This window comes from Streptomyces filipinensis (genome assembly GCF_014649495.1).
Lineage (GTDB): Bacteria > Actinomycetota > Actinomycetes > Streptomycetales > Streptomycetaceae > Streptomyces > Streptomyces filipinensis.
Genome location: NZ_BMTD01000004.1, coordinates 82,495 through 99,569, shown reverse-complemented (window position 1 = coordinate 99,569; position 17,075 = coordinate 82,495). Strand labels below are relative to the sequence as shown.

The window sequence follows — 17,075 nt, the reverse complement described above, 5'->3', positions numbered from 1 at the left end:
GGGAAAGGGTGTACCACGCGTGAATGGTCCACTGATCGTCCAGTCCGACAAGACCCTGCTCCTGGAAGTCGACCACGAGCGGGCCGACGACTGTCGCCGGGCCATCGCGCCCTTCGCCGAGCTGGAGCGGGCGCCCGAGCACATCCACACCTACCGGGTCACCCCGCTGGGGCTGTGGAACGCGCGTGCCGCCGGGCACGACGCCGAGCAGGTCGTGGACGCGCTGGTGCAGTACAGCCGGTACCCGGTGCCGCACGCGCTGCTCGTGGACATCGCCGAGACCATGGACCGGTACGGACGGCTCACGCTCAGCAAGCACCCCGCGCACGGGCTCGTGCTGACCACCACCGACCGGCCGGTGCTGGAGGAGGTGCTGAAGTCCAAGCGGATCACCCCGCTGGTCGGGGCGCGGATCGACCCGGACAGCGTCGTGGTGCACCCCTCCGAGCGCGGGCAGATCAAGCAGATGCTGCTGAAGCTGGGCTGGCCGGCCGAGGACCTCGCCGGGTACGTCGACGGTGAGGCGCATCCGATCGAGCTGCTGGAGGACGGCTGGGCCCTGCGGCCGTACCAGAAGCAGGCCGTGGAGAACTTCTGGCACGGCGGGAGCGGGGTCGTGGTGCTGCCCTGCGGCGCGGGCAAGACGCTGGTCGGTGCCGGGTCCATGGCGCAGGCGAAGTCGACCACGCTCATCCTCGTCACGAACACCGTCTCCGCCCGGCAGTGGAAGCACGAGCTGGTGAAGCGGACCTCGCTGACCGAGGACGAGATCGGTGAGTACAGCGGGACACGCAAGGAGATCCGGCCGGTCACCATCGCCACCTACCAGGTGCTCACGACCCGGCGGAAGGGTGTCTATCCGCACCTGGAGCTGTTCGACTCCCGGGACTGGGGGCTGATCGTCTACGACGAGGTGCATCTGCTGCCGGCTCCTGTCTTCAAGTTCACCGCCGATCTGCAGGCGCGGCGGCGGCTCGGCCTGACGGCGACCCTCGTGCGCGAGGACGGCCGGGAGTCGGACGTGTTCTCGCTCATCGGTCCGAAGCGGTTCGACGCGCCCTGGAAGGAGATCGAGGCGCAGGGGTACATCGCGCCGGCCGACTGCGTCGAGGTGCGGGTGAACCTGACGGACTCCGAGCGGCTGGCGTACGCGACGGCCGAGACGGAGGAGAAGTACCGCTTCTGTGCCACCACCGACACCAAACGGCGGGTGACGGAGGCGATCGTCCGCCGGTTCGCCGGCCAGCAGATCCTCGTCATCGGGCAGTACATCGACCAACTCGACGAACTGGGCGAGCACCTGAACGCGCCCGTCATCAAGGGCGAGACCTCCAACGCCCAGCGCGAGAAGCTCTTCGACGCCTTCCGCGAGGGCGAGATCAGCGTGCTGGTCGTCTCCAAGGTCGCCAACTTCTCCATCGACCTGCCCGAGGCCACCGTCGCCATCCAGGTGTCCGGCACCTTCGGCTCCCGCCAGGAGGAGGCGCAGCGGCTCGGCCGGGTGCTGCGCCCTAAGGCCGACGGCCACCAGGCGCACTTCTACTCGGTCGTCGCCCGCGACACCATCGACCAGGACTTCGCCGCCCACCGCCAGCGCTTCCTGGCCGAGCAGGGCTACGCCTACCGGATCGTCGACGCCGACGAGATCCTGGCGGAGGGCACCGGCTGACCTGCCGGGAGCGCCGCCGCCGCGATCAGCGCCAGCCCCAGCAGGGGGTACGGCGAGGCCAGTGGCTGTTGCCACCAGGGCAGGTGCAGGTCGCGGTCGCCCTCGTGGGGGACCAGCCAGAGGGTGCGGGCGGTGAAGACCGTGACGGTCAGGGCCGCGAGGCGCACGCGGCCCTGGGCGAGGAGGACCGCGAGCAGCGGGACGCACCACACCCAGTGGTGGGACCAGCTGATCGGTGAGATCAGCAGGGCCGTGAACGCCGCGAGCAGGACGCCGTGGCGTTCCTCGCGGGCGCGTGCCGCCAGGCACAGTCCGGCCGCGCCGACGGCCACTGCGGGCAGCAGCCAGGCGGGGCCCGGTGCCGGGGTGCCGAGCGCCCTCGCGATCAGGCCCCGCAGGGACTGGTCGTCCACGATCCACGCCTTGCCGATCCGGCCGGTCTCGAACAGCCGCCGGGTCCAGAAGTCGGCGCTCGCGGCCGGGAGCACCAGTGCGCCGAGCAGGACGGTACCGGCGAAGGCGGCCGTCGCCGTCGCCGCCTCCCGGTCGCGGCCCCTGAGGAACAGGTACGGCACGAACACCGCCGGGGTGAGCTTGATGCCGGCCGCGACGCCCAGGGCGACGCCCTTGCCCCGGGCGCCCGGGGGTCTGGTGAGGTCGCCGAGCACCAGGCAGGCGACGGCGAGGTTGATCTGGCCGAACAGGACGGTCTGGAAGACCGGTTCGAGCCAGAGGGACAGTGCGGTGGCCGTGTGGAGCAGGGGTGCGGGGGCCACTGTGCCGGCGAGGCGGGCCGACAGGGCGACCAGGGTCGCGAGCAGGAGCGCGTTGCCCGTGAGGGCGGCCGCCTTCAGGGCCGGGAGGGGGAGCCAGGTGGTGGGGACGAACAGGATCGCCGCGAAGGGCGGGTAGGTCGCGGGGAGCCGCCACCGGGTGACGGTGAAGCCGTACAGGTCGGTGCCGTGGACGACGGCTTCGCCCTGGGCCCGGTAGACCAGCAGGTCGGCCATGGGCGCGTGCCGCAGGACGCTCAGGGTGACGAAGACGGTCAGGGAGGTCGCGAGCAGGAGTGTCGGCATCCGTTTCCCCACGGATGCGACCCTAGGGGGTTACTTGCGGTGTATGCCCGCTTCCTCGCCGTACTCGCCGAGGATGACCACGCTGAACGCGGCCTCCGCGAAGACCTTGATGGCGCGCAGGGCGTTGCCGAGGATGTGGTGGTGCGGGCCGTCCACGGCTGTGGCGCCGGCCGGCGGGCGGGCGGGGGCTGGATGGATGGTTACTGCGCTCATGTCCCCATGGTCGCTCTCGCAGCGTGTGGCCGGTATCGGTCTGCGGAGCCAATCTCGCCGTCCTTCGCGTACCTCCCTGGGTGGAGTGCTCCCCCTACGCCGGGCGGCCTCGCCCCCTAGGGGTCCGCATGCGGAATCGCGGCCCGGACCCGGAGTGCGCCCTTGCGGACCCCTTCCGCGCCGGTCCCGGTCCGGGCCGGCCCGGCGCGCCACGGTCCACGTGAAAACGTTCCTCCCGCACACGCCACCGGCACCTGCGGGGCGCGGGCGGCCGCCGGACGGGCTCTCGTTCAGAGCTCGAACAAACCCTGAACGAGCAGAATTTTCAGACAATCCGACTGTTCTCTTGCATCTTGTCGGACCACTCGACTCCCCGGCTAGTTGGTGTCAGGCCGCCCTCGGGGGGCGGAGGACACACCGTGAGGAGAACAAGTCATGAAGAAGGCCTACGAAGCACCGACGCTCGTCCGGCTCGGCTCCTTCCGCAAGGAGACCGGACTCCTGCAGCGGAGCGGCAACGACCGGGTCATCTTCAGCAAGAACTGAACAGGACGGCGAGCGAACGTCTCTGACCCGACGTCATGACTGATCTGCACACACGTGCGGGGAGGGGCCACGGCGACGCGCACTTCGCGGTCTTCGCCGACCGCGCGGACGCGGCCGCCGTGGCCCGCTCCTTCGCCCGCCCCGGCACCCGCAGCCTCGATCACGCCTCGGGCCGGCCCTGGCTCGTGGGCCACTGGCACGACCAGGAGATCGTCAGCGCCCGTGTCGGCCCCGCCGCCCTCGCCCTCGTCGGCTGCGTCCCCGTCGACCGCGCCGAACTGGAACGGGTCGCCCGCTCCCTGCGCGACCTCGCCGCACTGGACGCGTGGGCCCGCGAGCTGCCCGGCAGCTGCCACCTCGTGGCCGCCCTCGACGGACGGATCCGGATGCAGGGAACGGCCTCCGGTCTCCGGCTGGTCTTCCACGCCCTCGTGCACGGCACCCGGGTGGCCGCGACGCGGGCGGACGTCCTGGCCGCCGCGCTCGGCGCCGAACCGGCGCCGGAACGCCTGGCCGTACGGCTGCTGTGGCCCGTCCCGCACCCCCTGCTCGACGAACCGCTGTGGCCCCGGATCACCGCCGTGGCCCCGCACGAGGCGCTGGTCCTCGCGCCGGACGGACAGGGCGCGCGCCACAGCCGCTGGTGGACGCCCCCGGAACCGGTCGTCCCGCTGCGCACGGGCGCCCCCCGGGTCCGCGAGGCCCTGGACGAGGCCGTCCGCGCCCGCACCCGGCACGGCGGCACGGTCAGCTGCGACCTGTCCGGCGGCCTCGACTCCACCTCCGTCTGCTTCCTCGCCGACCGCTCACCGGCCCGCGTCGTCGCCTCCACCTGGCCCGGCCGCGACCCCGCCGACACCGACCTGCACTGGGCGAAGCGGGCCGCCGCCGCCCTGCCGGACGTCGAGCACGTCATCTGGGACGCCGATGCCTCACCGCTCGTCTACGACGGGCTGCTCGCCATCGACGACGTACTGGACGAGCCCAGCATCGGCGTCATGGACCGCGCACGGGTCCTGCACCACCTGCCCGCCATGGCCGAACGCGGCAGCCGGGTCCATCTGACCGGCATCGGCGGCGACCACGTGGCCTGGTGCTCCGAGGCGTACTACCACCGGCTGGCGCGGCGCCGCCCGCTGTTCGCGCTGCGGCAGCTGCGCGGCTTCCGGGCGCTGTGGCAGTGGCCGCTCGGCCCGCTGCTGGGCACCCTGGCCGACTCCCGGCCCTACGGCACCTGGCTGGCGGACACGGAGCACCGGCTGCGCGACCCGCTGGAGCCGACGGTCGCCACCAGCCTCGGCTGGGGCATGAGCCCGCGTCTGTTCGAGTGGGTGACCCCGCAGGCGGAGCACCTGGCCCGTACGGAGCTGCGCGCGGCGGCCCGGCGGGCCCGGCCCCTGCACCCGGACCGGGGACTGCACGCCGACCTGGAACAGATCCACAACTGCACCCGGATCATCCGGCAGTGGGACCACATGGCGGCCCGCTGCGGGCTGCCCATGGCCTCGCCGTTCCTCGACGACCGGGTCATCGAGGCCGCCCTCGCCGTCCGTCCCGACGAACGCGTCTCGCCCTGGCAGTACAAGCCGCTCCTGACCGCGGCCATGCGCGGGATCGTGCCCGAGGAGTGCCTGCGCCGGACCAACAAGGCCACCGCGGCGCGGGACGCGGCGGACGGGCTGCGCGAGCACCGCGGCGACCTCAGGGCGCTGTGGGAGGACTCATGGCTGGAACGGCTGGGGCTGGTCCACGGTGACGTGCTGCGCCGCCTGGCGGAACGCCCCGCCACCCGGCACCTGCGCCAGGGCGTCCTGTACTCGACCATCGCGGTCGAGGTGTGGCTGCGCGCGCTCGGCCGGACCCCGCACGACCTACCGAAGTGAACCGGGAACACCGAAGGGAAGACCCCATGGCATTGCGGTTCGGTGCCGACGTCTGCACCGCGAAGACCGACTACGGCACCGTGCTCCTCGACCAGCGCTCCGGCGAGTACTGGGAGCTGAATCCCACCGCGACCCTGGTGGTCGACACGCTCATGGCGGGGGGTGACGAAGCGGCCGCGACGGCGGCGGTGGCGGAGGCGTTCGACGTCGACCCCGACCACGCGCGTGCCGACGTCGGCGCCCTGGTGGAGCAGCTGCGCGCCGGCGGGCTGATCCGATGACCACGCCCAGCGCCCTGGAGCGGCCGTACGGGGTTCCCCTCGGCCGCCGGCTCGCCGCCCGCGTGGTCCTCCTGCCGGCCGTCGTCCTCTCGCTGCTGCCGCCACGCCACATCCGCAGGGCCCTCGGCCTGCTGCGCCGCGGCGCCGCCCCCGCGACCGCGGCACAGGCCCTGCGCGCCCGCGACGCCGTGTGCGCGGTGAGCCTGCGCTGCGCCGGGCCCCGGGGCTGCCTGCCCCGCTCCCTGGGGGCCGCCCTGCTGTGCCGTCTCGGCGGCACCTGGCCGACCTGGTGCACGGGCGTCCGCGTCGTCCCCCCGTTCACCGCGCACGCCTGGATCGAGGCCGAGGGCCGGCCGGTCGGCGAGGACGCACCCGACGGCTACTTCGCCCGTCTGATCGCCGTCGGCCCGGGTCCGGCCCGTTAGTCCACCGGCCCTTCCCTGACGGCCTCCTCTTAATTCGTTGGCCGTTGCCTGAGGGCCTCCTCTAAAATCTCCGCTCTTGCCCGCCTCCCTCTCGCGGAGCGCCGCCGCCCGGACGGAAACCGGGCGGCCCGAAGTCGGAAGACGACCGTCCCGCAGGACGACAGTCACCCCAGACGGAGATCCGGAGGCACCCCCTTGTCCACGCCCGCCGCCGACCCACTCGACGATCCGCTCGGCCGAGAGCGCTCCCACCTCGCCGCGTCCCGTGCCGCGCTGCGCGCCATGCGCGAGGACGTGGAATCGCTGGACATCCGCGACGTCACCGCCAACTGGGTCAACGCCGAAGTGCTGTCCCGCCAGATCGACGAGCGGATCAAGGCCCTGGCCGACCTCAGCGACACCCCGCTGTTCTTCGGCCGGCTGGACTTTCTGCACGCGCCGGGCGCGGACCAGGCCGAGGGCGCGGAGGGCGAGCGGTTCTACATCGGGCGGCGGCACGTGCACGACGCCGACGGCGACCCCATGGTCATCGACTGGCGCGCCCCGGTGTCGCAGCCGTTCTACCGCGCGTCCAAGAAGGACGCGATGGACATCGGGCTGCGCCGCCGCTTCGGCTACACCGGCGGCGACCTGACCGCGTACGAGGACGAGCACCTCTCCGACCCGGCCGAGACGGCGACCACCAGCAAGCTGCTCCAGCAGGAGATCGAGCGGCCGCGCGTCGGCCCGATGCGGGACATCGTCGCCACCATCCAGCCCGAGCAGGACGAGATCGTCCGCTCCGGCCTGTCCGGCACGGTCTGCGTCCAGGGCGGCCCGGGCACGGGGAAGACCGCCGTCGGCCTGCACCGGGTCGCCTACCTCCTCTACGCCCACCGCGAGCGCCTCGCCCGCACCGGCACCCTCGTCATCGGCCCGAACCGCTCCTTCCTCCACTACATCGAGCAGGTGCTCCCCGCCCTGGGCGAGTTGGCGGTGCAGCAGGCCACCGTGGACGACCTGGTGGCACAGGTGGAGGTGCGCGGCACGGACGAGGCGGCCGCGGCCGTGCTCAAGGGCGACGCCCGGATGGCCGAGGTGCTGCGCCGCGCCCTGTACTCCCACGTGACCATGCCGACGGAGGCGGTCGTGGTGGTGCGCGGCTCGCGGCGCTGGCGGCTGCCCGCGTACGAACTGGAGGACATCGTCCAGGAGTTGCGCGGGCGGGACATCCGGTACGGCGCGGCCCGCGAGGCCCTGCCGCAGCGGATCGCGCACGCGGTGCTGGTGCAGATGGAGCGGTCCGGGGAGGCGCCGGACGACCGGGTGCAGGACGCCGTGGCCCGCAACAGCGCGGTGAAGGCGGCCGTGAAGGAGATCTGGCCGGCCGTCGACCCGGCCAAGCTCGTGCTGCGGCTGCTGACCGACGCGGACTTCCTCGCCGAGCACGCCGCCGGGGTGCTGGACGAGGACGAGCAGAAGTCGATCCTGTGGACCAGGGCGGTGCGCAGTGTGAAGTCGGCGAAGTGGTCGGCGGCGGACGCGGTGCTGATCGACGAGGCGGCGGACCTGATCCAGCGCACACACTCGCTCGGCCATGTGGTGCTCGACGAGGCGCAGGACCTCTCCCCCATGCAGTACCGGGCCGTCGGCCGCCGCTGCACCACCGGCAGCGCGACCGTGCTGGGCGACCTGGCACAGGGCACGACGCCGTGGGCCACCCGCAGCTGGGACGAGGCGCTGGCGCACCTCGGCAAGCGCGACGGTGTCATCGAGGAGCTGACGGCCGGCTTCCGTGTGCCCACGGACGTCATCACCTACGCCTCCCGCCTGCTGCCGCACATCGCTCCCGGCCTCACACCGGTGGCCTCCGTCCGTGAGAACCCCGGCTTCTTCGAGGTCCGTCCGGTCGCCGAGACGGCGGAAGTGGTCGCGGCCTGCGCGGAGTCGCTGCGCAACGAGGGCTCGACGGGCCTGATCGCCGCCGACGCCCGCATCCCGGTGCTGGCCGAGGCGCTGACGGCGGCGGGGATCCCGTACCTGGCCCCCGGCGAGGAGACCACCGAGGAGGCCCGCCTCACCCTGGTCCCGGCGTCCCTGGCCAAGGGTCTGGAGTACGACTACGTGGTCCTGGACGAACCACAGGCGGTGGTGGACGGCGAGCCGGACGAACGCACCGGTCTGCGGCGCCTGTACGTGGCGCTGACGCGTGCGGTGTCGGGTCTGATCGTGACGCACTCGGCCCCGGTACCGGCCCAGTTGGCCTGACGGCCTAGGGTGTCGGCCGTTCCGTCACGTCCCCATGGAAGGGCCCCCCTTGAGTACTCCACCGCCTCCGCACCCGGCCTACCAGCACAACCCCGGCGCCTACCAGCAGGCTCCCGGGGCGTATCCGCAGAGCCCCGGGCCCTACCAGCAGGCCCCGGCGGCCTACGGGCAGGCGCCGGGGGCGTACCAGCAGGCGCCGGTGGGCCACCCGCAGCCTTCCGGGCCGTACGGGCAGGCGCCGGGCGGCTACCCGCAGGCGCCGGACGGCCACGGGCAGGCGCCCTACCCGCAGGCGCCCGGTGGCTACGGGCAGGCCGGGTACCAGCAAGCCCCCGGCGCGTACCCGTCCGCCGCCGGGGCCGGGTGCGAGGTGTGCGGCGCGGCGCCCGCGACGGAGGTGACGGTCCGCGGCCACCAGGGCATGCTGATCATCATGCGGCAGCTGCGGCGGCGCGGCACGTTCTGCCGCTCCTGCGGGCTCGCGGTCTTCCGGAAGATGCAGTCGGACACCATGGCGCAGGGATGGTGGGGTCCGGCGTCGATGATGATCACGCCCATCACCCTGCTGATCAACCTCTTCGCCCTGGCCAAGATCCGCAAGCTCCCCGCGCCGGTCGCCGCCCAGGGCCCCGGGCTGGACCCGGGCCGCTCGGTGTTCGCCCGTCCGATGGGGATAGTGGGCCTCGTCCCGCTCCTCGGGTTCACCTCGTTCCTGCTGCTCGTGTTCATCGGGATGGCGGCGGGATAACCGCAACCGGCGGGGACGGCTACCTCCCGTCCAGCACCCTCCGCCACTCGGCCACGGCCGCCGCGGAGACCGGCCCCTGCCACCCGGAGGGCCGCGCCGCCCCGCCGACGTGGAAGGCCTCGATGCCGGCGGCCCGCAGCCGCGGGACGTGGTCCAGGCGCAGGCCGCCCCCGACCAGGAGCTGCTGCCCGTACCCCGGCTCGCCCTGTCGCGCCGCCTCCGCGGCCAGCGTGGGCAAGCCCTCGTCCACGCCGTCGGCGGCGCCCGCGGTGAGGTAGGTGTCGAGGCCCGGCAGGTCGGCGAGCTGCTTGCGCAGGGCGTCGCGGTCGGCGGCCCGGTCGATCGCCCGGTGGAAGGTCCACGCGCAGCCGTCCAGCGCGCGGACCACCCGCTCGACGGCGGCCAGGTCGACCCCGCCGCCGGCGTCGAGGAAGCCCAGGACGAACTGGTCGGCGCCGGCCTCGCGCAGGTCGCGGGCGACCCGGACCAGACGGTCCACGTCACCGGCCGCGAACCCGTCCGCGAGGCGGAGCATCACGCGCAGGTCGATGTGGACGGCGGCCCGGATCCCGGCGACGGTGGCGGGCGCGGGGCTGAGCCCGTCGGCCGCCATGTCGGTGACCAGCTCCAGGCGGTCCGCGCCTCCGGCCTGGGCGGCGACCGCGTCCTCGACGTCGAGCGCGATCACCTCCAGGACTGCACGCTTGCTCATGGCACCCCATTCATCGGCGACTACAGGTCTAGTCCAATTCAAGACTACGCCGGTTCCGTACCCGCCCGGGCGGCCCCTCACCCGAAGATGTCCGGCCCGGGACCGCGGCAGGGGCGCCGGGCGGGAGAATGGCGCCATGGCCGACCTTGACGACCTGCGTTCCCGCTGGGTGCGGGCCCTGCTCGCGACCCGGGACGACGCCTGCCACCCGGACCCGTACCGGTACGCCGACGCGCTGCTGCGCCGCTGGCAGGAGCCGCAGCGCCGGTACCACACCGTCGAACACCTGGCGGCGGTCCTCGACCACGTCGACGTCCTGGAGACGTACGCGGACGACCCGGACGTCGTACGCCTGGCCGCCTGGTTCCACGACGCCGTCTATCTGCCGGAGCGGTCGACGAACGAGGAGCGCTCCGCCCGCCTCGCCGAACGCGCGCTCCCCGAGGCCGGGGTCGCGCAGGACACGGCCGCCGAGGTGGCCCGGCTGGTCCGGCTCACCGTCACGCACGACCCGGCCGAGGACGACCGCGACGGCCAGGTGCTGTGCGACGCCGACCTCGCGATCCTGGCCGCGCCCCCGTCGGCGTACGCCGCCTACACCGCCGAGGTGCGCGAGGAGTACCACTTCGTGCCCAACGACGCCTTCCGGGAGGGGCGTTCGGCGGTCCTGCGCCAACTCCTCGCCCTGCCCAGGCTGTTCCGCACCCCGTACGGGCAACAGCACTGGGAGGCCACCGCCCGCTACAACCTCTCCGGTGAGCTGGAAATGCTGTCGACCTGAGGGAGGCAGGACCCTAGGGTTCGCCCATGCGACCGATAAACGGGGATGATGTGACCGAGGCCGTGGCGGGCTGCACGGCGATGCTGCGCGCGGCGCTGGACCGGGACTGGAGTGCCGTGCGGGCCGGGCGGCTGGAGTGGGACTGCCATGCCACCGCGGTCCATGTCGCCGACGACCTCATCGCCTACGCCGCCAATCTGGCCGGCCGGGCGCAGGACGACTACGTCCCCTTCGAGCTGACCCTGGACGAGGGCACCGGCAACGCGGGCCTGCTGCACGTCATCGAGACGACCGGCGCGCTGCTCGCCGCCGCCGTCCGCACCGCCCCGGCCCAGGCCCGCGGCTTCCACCCCTACCCCTTCCGCAGCGCCGACGCGGAGGGCTTCGCGGCGATGGGCGTCGCCGAGGTGCTGCTGCACACGCACGACATGGCCGAGGGCCTCGGCATCCCCTACGAGCCGCCGGCCGAGCTCGTCGTCTCCCTGCTGGCCTGCCTCTTCCCGCACGTCCAGCCGGGCCCCGCCCCCTGGCCGACCCTGCTGTGGGCCACCGGCCGCGGCGAGCTGCCCGGCCGCGCCCCGGTCACCGAGTGGCGCTGGTCCAACAACCTCGTCATCCCGGCCGGGCGCCTCACCCTCACCGGTCTCCGCCCGGCCGCCGCCCAGGATCTGCGCCTCGGCGGCGACGGAGGTTTCACATGGATCGAGGGCGGCCCCTACCAGGGCACTCGCGACGCCGCCGGAATGCAGCTCAAGGCGTACGAGGCCGGCGTGCACCGGCCCGAGTTCAACGTCTTCGTCCTGGTCCGCGCACAGGACGGCCGCGCGGTCGGCGGCATGGGCTTCCACGGCGCCCCCGACGAGGAGGGCTGCGTGGAGATCGGCTACGACCTCGCCGAGGCCGCGCGGGGCCAGGGGTACGCCACCGAGGCACTGCGCGCCCTGTCGCAGTGGGCGCTGGCCCGCGACGACGTGCGGACGCTCATCGCGAAGATCGACCTGGACAACGCGCCCTCCCGGGCGGTGGTGACCCGCGCCGGGTTCCGGCTGGTCGCCGAGGACGACAAGCTCGTCACCTACGAACTGCGCGGCTGAGCAGACCGCTTCCGCCGGCGCAGCCCCGATTCCCGCAGCAGCCGCACCACGTCGCGGCTGCTGGTCTCCACCGCCCCGGCGGCCACCGCGTCCGCGTACCGGTGCGACGGAAGGTCGTAGTGGTCGCGTTCGAAGGCCCGCCGGGGCACGCCCAACCGCTCGGCGAACCGGTGCAGTTCGTCGTACGAGACATCGCTGACCAGGTGCGACCACATGCGGCCGTGTCCGGGCCAGGCGGGTGGGTCGATGTACAGCGTCACGACGACGCCATCCCGCCCGTGGCCGCCCCCAGCGAGCCCACCGGCGCGACCCTCACGCCCACCTTGGCGCAGACCCAGTGCGGGTCGGGGCCCAGTTCGGGCTCCACGTCCAGGGCGTGCGGGTCGCCGGAGCGGCACACCGGGCACAGCGGCCAGCGGCCGTAGCGCTCCAGCAGCGCGTCCTGGACGTCCTGCGCGACCAGCCCGGCGACGTAGGCCGCGCCGTCCGGCCACTGCTCGACCCACCAGCGCCGCTCCGCGACGGAGTCCTCGACCAGCGAGACCACGTCCGCCTCCGCGACGTCACCCGCGACGAGGTCGGCGAGCACGAGGGCGCGCGCGGCATGCAGGGCCTGCTCAAGGGGGCTGAGGGGTTCCATGAAACCCATTGTGCGCACTCTTGACCACGACACCGAACCGAAAATATCTTTCATCCGTGACCCGGGACGTGAAGGAAATTTTCGGCAGTCCGGTCGGCTCCCTCGCCGCCAAGGTGCGCACCCTCGCCCCTTCCATGACCCGCTCCATGCAGCGTGTGGCGGAGGCCGTCGCGAACGACCCGGCCGGCTGCGCCGCCCTCACGGTCACCGGTCTCGCCGAACTCACCGGTACCAGCGAGGCCACCGTCGTGCGCACCGCACGGCTGCTCGGCTACCCCGGCTACCGCGACCTGCGCCTCGCCCTCGCCGGGCTCGCCGCACAGCAGCAGTCGGGCCGCGCGCCCGCGATCACGACCGACATCGCGGTGGACGACCCCATCGCCGACGTCGTCGCCAAGCTCGCCTACGAGGAGCAGCAGACCCTCGCCGACACGGCCGCCGGTCTCGACACCGCACAGCTCGGCGCCGCCGTCGGCGCGCTGACCGGCGCCCGGCGCACCGATGTGTACGGCATCGGGGCGTCCGGCCTCGTCGCCCAGGACCTCACGCAGAAGCTGCTGCGCATAGGGCTCATAGCCCACGCCCACAGCGATCCGCACCTCGCGGTGACCAACGCGGTGCAGCTCCGCTCGGGCGACGTGGCGATAGCGATCACCCACTCCGGCTCGACGGGGGACGTCATCGAGCCGCTGCGGGTGGCGTTCGAGCACGGGGCCACCACCGTGGCCATCACCGGCCGGCCCGACTCGCCGGTCACCCAGTACGCCGACCACGTACTGACCACGTCCACCTCACGGGAGAGCGAGCTGCGACCGGCCGCGATGTCCTCGCGGACGAGTCAACTGCTCGTGGTGGACTGCCTGTTCGTGGGAGTGGCCCAGCGGACCTACGAGACGGCGGCGCCCGCGCTGGCGGCGTCGTACGAGGCACTGGCTCACCGGCATCGCACCAACCCCAGGTGATCACCAGCACGCAACGGCACCCGACCCGAGAGAGCCACCCCCCATGACCTCTGCTGACCTGCGTCGTCAGTTGGCCTCCCTGACCACCGAAGCCTTCCGCCCCGAGCTCGCCGACATCGACCGTCTGCCCACCCTCGACATCGCCCGCCTCATGAACGGCGAGGACGCGGGCGTGCCCGCCGCCGTCGCCGCCCGCCTCCCGCAGATCGCCGCGGCGATCGACGCCGTCGCCGAACGCATGAGCCGCGGCGGGCGCCTGGTCTATGCCGGCGCCGGCACCGCCGGCCGGCTCGGCGTACTGGACGCCTCCGAGTGCCCGCCCACCTTCAACACCGATCCCGCCCAGGTGGTCGGCCTGATCGCGGGCGGCCCCGACGCGATGGTCACGTCCGTCGAGGGCGCGGAGGACTCCAAGGAGCTGGCCCGCCGGGACCTGGACGCGCTGAAGCTCACCGAGGACGACACGGTCGTCGGTGTCTCCGCCTCCGGCCGCACCCCGTACGCGATCGGTGCGGTCGAGCACGCCCGCGCCCTGGGCGCGCTGACGATCGGGCTGGCCTGCAACGAGCGGAGCGGGCTGGCGGCGGCGGCCGAGCACGGCATCGAGGTCGTGGTCGGCCCCGAGCTGGTCACCGGCTCGACCCGGCTGAAGGCCGGCACGGCCCAGAAGCTGGTCCTGAACATGCTGTCGACGATCACGATGATCCGGCTCGGCAAGACCTACGGGAACCTGATGGTCGACGTCCGGGCGTCGAACGACAAGCTCCGGGCCCGCTCGCGCCGGATCGTGTCCCTGGCCACCGGCGCTTCGGACGCGGAGATCGAGAAGGCCCTCACCGAGTCCGGCGGAGAGGTGAAGAACGCGATCCTGGCACTCCTCGCCGGGGTCGACGGCCCGACGGCCACCCGCCTTCTGGAGGAGTCCGGCGGCCATCTGCGTGCCGCGCTGGCGCACGCGGCCCGCTGACCCGCACGCTCGGGGCGTGCGCAACGACCCCGCCTCCACCGCGAACGCCGTCCTCACCCGGGTCGGCGGCCCGGCCAACGTCACCTCCGTGGCCCACTGCATGACCCGCCTCCGGCTGGCCCTCGCCGACCCGGCGGCGGCGGACGAGGCGGGGCTGCGGGCCCTGCCCGGCGTGCTCGCGGTCGTGTCCGACGGCCCCGCCTGGCAGATCGTGCTCGGCCCCGGAGTGGTCGACGAGGTCACGGCGGAGGTGGAGGCACGGGTCACGGCCGGCCGGACGGGGGACGCCGGGGCCCGGTCGACGCGGGAGGAGGAAGACGAGAAAGACGCGAAGGGGGAGGAGGGGGAGAAAGGGACTCCGGCCGCCGACGGGGGCCCGGAAGACCCCGGCGCCCGGTTGAAGCAGGAGCTGCGGCAGCGCAACGCCACCCCGTTCAAGAGCGCCCTGCGGCGCGTCGCGAACGTCTTCGTGCCGCTCATCCCCGCCCTGATCGGCTGCGGCGTCCTGGCCGGGCTGGGCGGTCTGCTGGCCAACACCGGCCTGCTGCCCGGCCTGACCCCCGCCCTGTCCGCCATCGCCTCCGCGTTCCTGGCGCTGATCGCGGTGTTCGTCGGCCACAACACGGCCAGGGAGTTCGGCGGCACACCCGTGCTCGGCGCCGCCGTCGCCGCCGTCGTCGTGTATCCGGGCGTGGCGAAGGTGCCGGTGTTCGGGACACACCTGGCTCCCGGGCAGGGCGGCGTGCTCGGGGCGCTCGCGGCGGCCTGGCTCGCGACACGGGTGGAGAAATGGTGCCGGGGCAGGGTGCCCGGGGCCCTGGACGTCCTGCTCACCCCCACGGTCACCGTGCTCGTCCCCGGACTGGTGACGCTGTACGGCCTGATGTACGCGGCCGGTGCGGTGGCGTCGGCGATCGGCACGGCGGCGAACTGGCTCCTCGCGACCGCCGGAGCCGTCGCCGGACTGGTCCTGGGCGGCCTGTTCCTCCCGCTGGTCATGCTGGGCCTGCACCAGGCCCTCATCCCCATCCACACCACCCTCATCGAGCAGCGGGGCTACACCGTCCTGCTGCCCCTGCTGGCCATGGCGGGCGCGGGGCAGGTGGGCGCGGCGCTCGCGGTGTACGTCCGCCTGCGCCACGACGTCCCCCTGCGTACGACGATCCGCTCGGCGCTCCCGGCCGGACTGCTGGGCGTCGGCGAACCCCTGATCTACGGTGTCTCGCTCCCCCTCGGCCGGCCGTTCCTGACGGCCTGCGCGGGCGGGGCGGCGGGCGGGGCGTTCGTCGGTTTCTTCGCGATGCTCGGCACCCAGGTGGGGGCGACGGCGATCGGCCCGTCGGGCTGGGCCCTGTTCCCGCTGCTGGCGGGGAACCGGGGCCCGGCCGTCGCGGCGGCGATCTACGCGGGCGGGCTGCTGACCGGGTACCTGGTCGGCTTCGCGGCGACCTATCTGTTCGGCTTCCCGCGCCGGCGCCGCACCTCCGCACCGGTGTGACGACCGCCCGCTACCCGGGCTCCGGCGCCCGCCAGACAAGGGTGTAGCGCCAGAAGAGCCGCCGCCGGAACCGGGCTCCGGGAAGCAGCCGACGGGCCTCCCGCCCGACCTCGTCGTAGGTCATCCCGGCCGCACGGGTGGGCGCGGTCATGGACACGGGTCTGCGGACGGCCGGCCGCCGGTGGTTCTTCAGCCACCCGGTGAGCACGTTCAGCGGCAGGGAGACCAGCCCGCGCGCGTGATCGACGGGCCGCGCGTCCCGCGCACACCCGACGACGACCAGCGTGCCGCCCGGCGCCAGTTCCTTCCGCAGGCGGCCGAGGGTCTCGGCGAAGGGGAGGTGATGGAGTACGGCGACACAGGTGATGACGTCGTAGGGGCCGGGGGGAAGGTCGTACGGGGCGGAGGCGAGGGTGTAGGTGACCGGGAGGCCCGTGTCCGTCAGCTCCCGCGCCCGGTCCAGAATCGCTGCGTCGGCGTCCACCCCGACGACCGCCCCCGCACGCCGGGCCAGCACCCGGACCAGATCGCCGCTGCCGCAGCCCACGTCCAGGGCGGTACGGACCCGCCGCGGCAACTGCCGCAGCAGCCAGGGGTGGAAGTGGGCGTTGTGATCCCAGGGATGCGCGGCGTTGAAGCGGTGGAGGGCATCGACCAGGCGACTCGGCAGCACGTTCACCCTCTCAGTCCACCACGGGCCGTCAGGCGCCGTGGCCCGGACCGGTGGGCCCGGGGCCCGGCGGGCGTTACCGTCGGACCATGAACCACGCCCAGCTCGCCGCCCTCGGACGGGCCCTCCGGCTGCTCGGGGAGCACGGAGAGGCGCTGACCGCCGACACCCCGGACGCCCGGCTGCACGAGATCAGGAGCGATCTGCGCCGAGCGCTCGATCTGCTGGACGAGAGTGTCGCCTCCGGCGCGCCGGCCACCCGGTGCGCCGAGCATCCGCAGGGGCCCGTCGACGAGAGCGCGCCCGATCTGTGTCTGCTCTGCGAGACCCGGCGGCGCGCGGCGCGGCGGTCGGAGTTCCAGGGCCGGCCGGGCCCGGCGCAGCCGGTGGCCACCGCGCCGTCGCGGTACGGAGTGCGCGCCGACCGGCCCCAGCCGCAGCAGCGCTGGCTGCCGGAGGCGTGGAACGGGCAGGAGTGGCAGCTGTGCGGGACGCCGCGCCGGGACCGGCACGAGGCCGAGGCGTATCTCGCCGCCCAGCGGCGCGGATCACGGCCCGCGATGGCGTACCGGCTCGTGCACGAGTTCACCGACTACGAGGTGCTGCGGGTGTGGGGCACACCCGTGCACATCGACATCGAGCCCATGGGCAATCTGTAGC

19 protein-coding genes are annotated in these 17,075 nt (G+C 73.6%); 13 read left to right on the top strand and 6 right to left on the bottom strand.

Going from position 1 to position 17,075, the window contains the following annotated elements; all coding sequences use genetic code 11:
- Window positions 1–19: 19 nt before the first annotated feature.
- Window positions 20–1,669 carry a DNA repair helicase XPB gene (locus IE244_RS11400; RefSeq protein WP_191873106.1) on the top strand — a complete coding sequence of 550 codons (1,650 nt, stop codon included), beginning with the start codon at window positions 20–22 and terminating at the stop codon, window positions 1,667–1,669.
- On the opposite strand, the gene IE244_RS11395 is transcribed toward IE244_RS11400, so the two are convergent.
- Together IE244_RS11395 and IE244_RS11390 are read right to left on the bottom strand one after the other, a co-directional pair.
- Window positions 1,621–2,748, bottom strand: coding sequence for a glycosyltransferase 87 family protein (locus tag IE244_RS11395; RefSeq protein ID WP_191873104.1), 1,128 nt, complete (start codon window positions 2,746–2,748; stop codon window positions 1,621–1,623). The genes IE244_RS11400 and IE244_RS11395 overlap by 49 nt on opposite strands.
- A 30-nt stretch (window positions 2,749–2,778) precedes the next feature.
- Window positions 2,779–2,961, bottom strand: a complete 183-nt coding sequence (locus IE244_RS11390) for a hypothetical protein (RefSeq protein ID WP_191873102.1) — start codon at window positions 2,959–2,961, stop codon at window positions 2,779–2,781.
- 435 nt (window positions 2,962–3,396) lie between these two features.
- Here IE244_RS11390 and IE244_RS11385 point away from each other — a divergent pair, with 435 nt between their 5' ends.
- From IE244_RS11385 to IE244_RS11360, 6 genes are all read left to right on the top strand, one after another.
- Window positions 3,397–3,507, top strand: coding sequence for a keywimysin-related RiPP (locus tag IE244_RS11385; RefSeq protein WP_191873100.1), 111 nt, complete (start codon window positions 3,397–3,399; stop codon window positions 3,505–3,507).
- Window positions 3,508–3,542: 35 nt separating this feature from the next.
- The gene (locus tag IE244_RS11380) at window positions 3,543–5,390 is read left to right on the top strand and encodes a lasso peptide isopeptide bond-forming cyclase (RefSeq protein ID WP_191873098.1); all 1,848 of its coding nucleotides are present in this window, start codon (window positions 3,543–3,545) and stop codon (window positions 5,388–5,390) included.
- A gap of 26 nt (window positions 5,391–5,416) precedes the next feature.
- Window positions 5,417–5,671 (top strand): lasso peptide biosynthesis PqqD family chaperone, encoded by a 255-nt coding sequence (locus tag IE244_RS11375; protein ID WP_191873096.1) that lies wholly within the window; start codon window positions 5,417–5,419, stop codon window positions 5,669–5,671.
- Window positions 5,668–6,096 carry a lasso peptide biosynthesis B2 protein gene (locus IE244_RS11370; protein ID WP_191873094.1) on the top strand — a complete coding sequence of 143 codons (429 nt, stop codon included), beginning with the start codon at window positions 5,668–5,670 and terminating at the stop codon, window positions 6,094–6,096. The genes IE244_RS11375 and IE244_RS11370 overlap by 4 nt, the downstream gene beginning before the upstream one ends.
- A 195-nt stretch (window positions 6,097–6,291) precedes the next feature.
- Window positions 6,292–8,343, top strand: coding sequence for a HelD family protein (locus IE244_RS11365; RefSeq protein WP_191873092.1), 2,052 nt, complete (start codon window positions 6,292–6,294; stop codon window positions 8,341–8,343).
- Window positions 8,344–8,392: 49 nt separating this feature from the next.
- On the top strand, window positions 8,393–9,091 hold the full coding sequence (locus IE244_RS11360; protein ID WP_191873090.1) for a hypothetical protein: 699 nt from the start codon (window positions 8,393–8,395) through the stop codon (window positions 9,089–9,091).
- Window positions 9,092–9,110: 19 nt separating this feature from the next.
- Here IE244_RS11360 and IE244_RS11355 read toward each other — a convergent pair whose 3' ends face one another.
- The gene (locus tag IE244_RS11355; protein ID WP_191873088.1) at window positions 9,111–9,803 is read right to left on the bottom strand and encodes a copper homeostasis protein CutC; all 693 of its coding nucleotides are present in this window, start codon (window positions 9,801–9,803) and stop codon (window positions 9,111–9,113) included.
- A gap of 136 nt (window positions 9,804–9,939) precedes the next feature.
- Here IE244_RS11355 and IE244_RS11350 point away from each other — a divergent pair, with 136 nt between their 5' ends.
- Window positions 9,940–10,584: an HD domain-containing protein gene (locus IE244_RS11350; protein WP_191873086.1), complete on the top strand. Its 645-nt coding sequence runs from the start codon at window positions 9,940–9,942 to the stop codon at window positions 10,582–10,584.
- Window positions 10,585–10,634: 50 nt separating this feature from the next.
- Entirely contained in the window at window positions 10,635–11,678 is a 1,044-nt protein-coding gene (locus IE244_RS11345; protein ID WP_191873690.1) for a GNAT family N-acetyltransferase, read from the top strand.
- Here IE244_RS11345 and IE244_RS11340 read toward each other — a convergent pair.
- Entirely contained in the window at window positions 11,660–11,938 is a 279-nt protein-coding gene (locus IE244_RS11340; RefSeq protein WP_191873084.1) for a DUF4031 domain-containing protein, read from the bottom strand. The two genes, IE244_RS11345 and IE244_RS11340, sit on opposite strands and share 19 nt — an antisense overlap.
- Window positions 11,935–12,318 carry a DUF8819 family protein gene (locus IE244_RS11335; RefSeq protein WP_191873082.1) on the bottom strand — a complete coding sequence of 128 codons (384 nt, stop codon included), beginning with the start codon at window positions 12,316–12,318 and terminating at the stop codon, window positions 11,935–11,937. The genes IE244_RS11340 and IE244_RS11335 overlap by 4 nt, the downstream gene beginning before the upstream one ends.
- Before the next feature lie 56 nt (window positions 12,319–12,374).
- Between IE244_RS11335 and IE244_RS11330 the strand changes: the two genes are divergently transcribed.
- From IE244_RS11330 to IE244_RS11320, 3 genes are read left to right on the top strand one after another with little or no spacing between them, the layout of a single operon-like run.
- Complete coding sequence (locus IE244_RS11330; RefSeq protein WP_191873080.1) at window positions 12,375–13,280, top strand: MurR/RpiR family transcriptional regulator; 906 nt, start codon at window positions 12,375–12,377, stop codon at window positions 13,278–13,280.
- 43 nt (window positions 13,281–13,323) lie between these two features.
- Entirely contained in the window at window positions 13,324–14,247 is a 924-nt protein-coding gene (gene murQ, locus IE244_RS11325) for an N-acetylmuramic acid 6-phosphate etherase (RefSeq protein ID WP_191873078.1), read from the top strand.
- Window positions 14,248–14,263: 16 nt separating this feature from the next.
- On the top strand, window positions 14,264–15,745 hold the full coding sequence (locus tag IE244_RS11320) for a PTS transporter subunit EIIC (protein ID WP_191873076.1): 1,482 nt from the start codon (window positions 14,264–14,266) through the stop codon (window positions 15,743–15,745).
- 10 nt (window positions 15,746–15,755) lie between these two features.
- On the opposite strand, the gene IE244_RS11315 is transcribed toward IE244_RS11320, so the two are convergent.
- A complete protein-coding gene (locus IE244_RS11315) occupies window positions 15,756–16,424 on the bottom strand; it encodes a class I SAM-dependent methyltransferase (protein WP_191873074.1) in 669 nt (222 codons plus the stop codon).
- Between the two features lie 80 nt (window positions 16,425–16,504).
- Here IE244_RS11315 and IE244_RS11310 point away from each other — a divergent pair, with 80 nt between their 5' ends.
- A complete protein-coding gene (locus tag IE244_RS11310) occupies window positions 16,505–17,074 on the top strand; it encodes a hypothetical protein (protein ID WP_191873072.1) in 570 nt (189 codons plus the stop codon).
- Window position 17,075 lies beyond the last annotated feature (1 nt).